At 65.3% G+C, this 3,753-nt stretch carries 3 protein-coding genes; all 3 read left to right on the top strand.

Annotation, left to right across the window (positions count from 1 at the left end; all coding sequences use genetic code 11):
* Nucleotides 1–221 precede the first annotated feature (221 nt).
* Nucleotides 222–2,234, top strand: a complete 2,013-nt coding sequence (locus AB1346_03800; GenBank protein ID MEW6719554.1) for a TonB-dependent receptor — start codon at nucleotides 222–224, stop codon at nucleotides 2,232–2,234.
* 14 nt (nucleotides 2,235–2,248) lie between these two features.
* The gene (locus AB1346_03805; GenBank protein ID MEW6719555.1) at nucleotides 2,249–2,824 is read left to right on the top strand and encodes a YfiR family protein; all 576 of its coding nucleotides are present in this window, start codon (nucleotides 2,249–2,251) and stop codon (nucleotides 2,822–2,824) included.
* Between the two features lie 10 nt (nucleotides 2,825–2,834).
* A partial coding sequence (locus AB1346_03810) for a CHASE sensor domain-containing protein (protein MEW6719556.1) occupies nucleotides 2,835–3,753 on the top strand: 919 nt, incomplete at its 3' end.

Here is a 3,753-nt window from a genome sequence, read left to right on the forward strand (position 1 = left end):
GCCCGACCGAGCGCCCCACTCCCGGGAAAGAAACGCTCCCTGGGGTACCCCCGGACGCCGGCACCATCATGCCGTTCCCGGCGGGAGGGGCACAACGCAGTAGGTGTGCCCGTATCCGCCGCCGCAGCAGGAGGCTGGTGAGAAATGCGGGTTAAGGATTTCCCTGGAAATACCGATGAAGAAACCGATTTCGGAAAAATTCCCTTTCCGGGGGCATCGGCATGTTTTTCGAGAAGAAGGCACGGCACAAATTTCTTCCGCGGCTCCTTCCCCTGCTGCTTGCCCTGGCATTGACGGCGCCCGGCGAAGCCTTCGGGGCCATCGACCTGACCGAGATGAGCCTCGAGTCGCTGATGAACGTGACCGTCGTCGGGGCCTCCCGGTACGAGCAGAAAACGAACGAGGCGCCTTCGTACGCAAGCGTGTTGACCGCGGACGATATCCGCAAGAACGGATACAGAAACCTGGCGGACCTGCTCCGGTCGATCCCGGGGCTTCACGTCACCGACGACCGGAACTACCAGTACCTCGGCATTAGGGGATTCCTTCCTCCCGGGGACTACAACACCCGGGTCCTGCTCCTGGTGGACGGCCACCGGATCAACAACAGCGTCTACGACCAGGCCATGATCGGAAACGATTTCCCCCTGGATATCGACCTCGTGGAGCGGGTGGAGGTCGTGCGCGGCCCCAGCTCCTCCCTGTACGGATCGAACGCCTTTTTCGGCATCATCAACGTCCTCACGAAACGGGGGAGGGAGGTCGACGGTGCGGAGCTCGCCGGCAGCGCCGGAAGGTGGCGCACGTTCCAGGGGAGGGCGACGCTGGGCCGGGATTTCCCGGAAAAGGCCGAGCTGCTCGTATCCGGCACGGTCTCCCGGAGCGAAGGCCAGGACCTGTTCTTCCCGGAATTCGACGATCCCGCGACCAACAACGGCCTCGCGGCAAACGCCGACCGGGAAAAGTTCTACAACGTGTTCGCGAAGGCCTCCCGGGGCGACTTCACCCTGGAGGCATCGCGCAGCTACCGCAGAAAATGGATCCCCACGGCCCCATACGGGACGACCTTCAACACGGATCGGACCTATACCGTCGACCAGCTCACCTACCTGGATCTCCGGTTCGAGAAGGACCTCCCCCGCGGGCTGAACGTGCTGGCGCGAGCGTTCTATGACGATTACCGGTATTGGGGCGATTACATCTATTTCCCGGACGTCAACAAGGACTTCGGCAAGGGGCGCTCGTGGGGCGCCGAGCTGAAGACCGTCAAGACGTTCCGGGAGCGGCACCGGCTGACGGCGGGAGCGGAGTACAGAAGCAATTTCCGGGTGGAACAGACAAATTTCGACGCGGGGGGCCCCGCGCCCAACCTCGATTCCCATCATTCCTCCTACGTGGCCGCCGCGTATTTCCAGGACGAATTCCGCTTCCACCCGAAATGGATCCTGAACGCCGGGATCCGGTTCGACTATTACGACACCTTCGGCGGGACGTGGAACCCGCGCGTCGGCCTCATCTGGCATCCACGGGAGAAGACGGCGGCCAAGCTCCTTTACGGAAAAGCGTTCCGGGCGCCGACCGACTACGAGCTGCATTACGGGGACAATCTCCAGACCCAGAAGGCGAATCCGGGGCTGCGGCCGGAAGAGATCCACTCGTACGAGGCCGTCCTCGAGCGGTACGCCGAGGCCTTCGGCGTCCGGTGGAAAGGGACGGCGGCGGCCTTCCATTACCGCATCCACCAGCTCATCCACGCGGAGCTGGACCCGGCCGACGGCCTGATCGTCTTCAGAAACCACGGCTCGATCGTCGCGAACGGCGGAGAGCTGGAGCTGGAGGGGAAGAAGGCCGGCGGGCTCTCCGGCAGGGTCAGCTACGCGAAACAGCGATCGAGAGCCCGGAACTCCGGGCCCCTCCCCAATTCCCCGGAAGACATGGCGAAGGCCAACCTGAGCGTTCCGCTGGTCGCCGGGAAGCTCTTCCTTTCCCCCGAGGCGCAATACATCGGCCGCAGGAAGACCCTTCCGGGAAAAACGATCCCCTCCGTGCCGGCGTACACGGTGGCGAACGCAACTATTCTGGCGCAGAATCTTCCCGGAGGGCTGGAGCTGTCCGCGAGCGTCTACAACATCTTCGACCGGCGCTTCGCCGATCCCGCCGGGCCCGAGCACCTGCAGGATTCCATTCCGCAGGATGGCCGGAACTTCCGGGTCAAGGCCACCTGCAGGTTCTGACGGAGACGCGCCGGATGGCGACCCGACACCGAAAAGCGGCCGGCCCGATCGCGATAGGGCTGGTCCTGCTCCTCGCCGCGGGGCACCCGCTTCCGGCATCCGGACATCACACGCCGATCCACGAGTACGAAGTCAAGGCCGCCTTCCTGTACAATTTCACGAAGTTCGTGACCTGGAACTGGAGCGTCCCCTCTCGGGATGCCGAAGAGCCGTTCGTCATCGGCGTGGTGGGGGAAAATCCCTTCGGGGACGCGCTTGCCTTGCTGGAGCGGAAGACCGTCCGGGGAAGGCCGATCGTCGTGCGGAACGTGGAAACGCTGGAATCCCTGAGATCGTGCCGGATGGCGTTCGTCTCGTCCTCCGAGGAGTCGCGCCTGCCGGCGATCCTCCAGGGCGCGCACGCCCGGAACATCCTGACCGTGGGCGACATGGATCGGTTCGCGGCCCGCGGAGGCGTCATCGGGCTGGTCATGCGCGGGGACCGGGTCGGCTTCGAGATCAACGTGGACGCGGCGCGGCGGGCGGGGCTGACGGTCAGCTCGAAGCTGCTCTCCCTGGCGGCCGCCGTCCACCGCGACGAAGGAAGGTAGGAGGGGAACGATGCGTCGCTTCCGGGAATCCTCCATCAAGAACAAGCTGACCGCGGCGTTCATGTTCTCCGCGGCAGCCGTCCTGGTCGGCGTCTTCCTCGCCATCTCGATCGTTTGGACGGTCTACTTCCGGGGGGCGGTCCGGGAAGATCTGTCCTCCATCGCGGAGGTCGTCGGCAAAGCGTCCGTCGCGGGGGTGCTGTTCGAGGACAAGGCGGCGATCGACGAAGCCCTGAGATCCCTGGAGGCGCGGGAGGACATCCTCTCCGCCTGCGTCGTCGACTCCAACCTTCGGATCCTGGGCCGGTACTTCCGTCCCGGGGAGCCGGGGAAGCCCTGCCCCCTGACGGGCATCGAGGACCCGGCCGATCCCACGTGGGCGGACCCCGACCTGGTCGCGGCGATCCGGTTCGAGGCGAAAGGGTTATTGCCGCTGGGCCGGACGCTCGCCGTCGTCGAGGACGTGGAAGAGGACGGGCGGGTCGTCGGGACGATCGTGATCCGCTCCTCCATGGAGAAGTTCCGCCAGGTGATGAAATGGTCCGCCACGATCATGATCGGCATCCTGGCGGCCGCCTGCCTGCTGGCGTTCGTCCTTTCGCGGTACCTGGCGCGGGTCCTCTCCCGCCCGATCGAGAAGCTGGCGGGGACGATGAACGCCGTCCTGGAGAAAAAGGATTACTCCGTCCGCGGGGCGAAGCAGGCCGACGACGAGCTGGGCTACCTCTTCGACGGCTTCAACAGCATCCTCGACCAGGTGCAGGAGCGGGACCGGGCGGTCGAGCTGAGGACGCTCGAGCTGAGGGAAGCGCTGTCGCGGCTCCACGCCGCGAAGGAGGCGGCCGAGGAGGCCAACCGGTCGAAGTCCCAATTCCTGGCGAACATGAGCCACGAGATCCGCACGCCGATGAACGGGATCCTGGGGACCG

Source organism: Thermodesulfobacteriota bacterium, from assembly GCA_040758155.1.
Classification (GTDB): domain Bacteria; phylum Desulfobacterota; class Deferrimicrobia; order Deferrimicrobiales; family Deferrimicrobiaceae; genus UBA2219.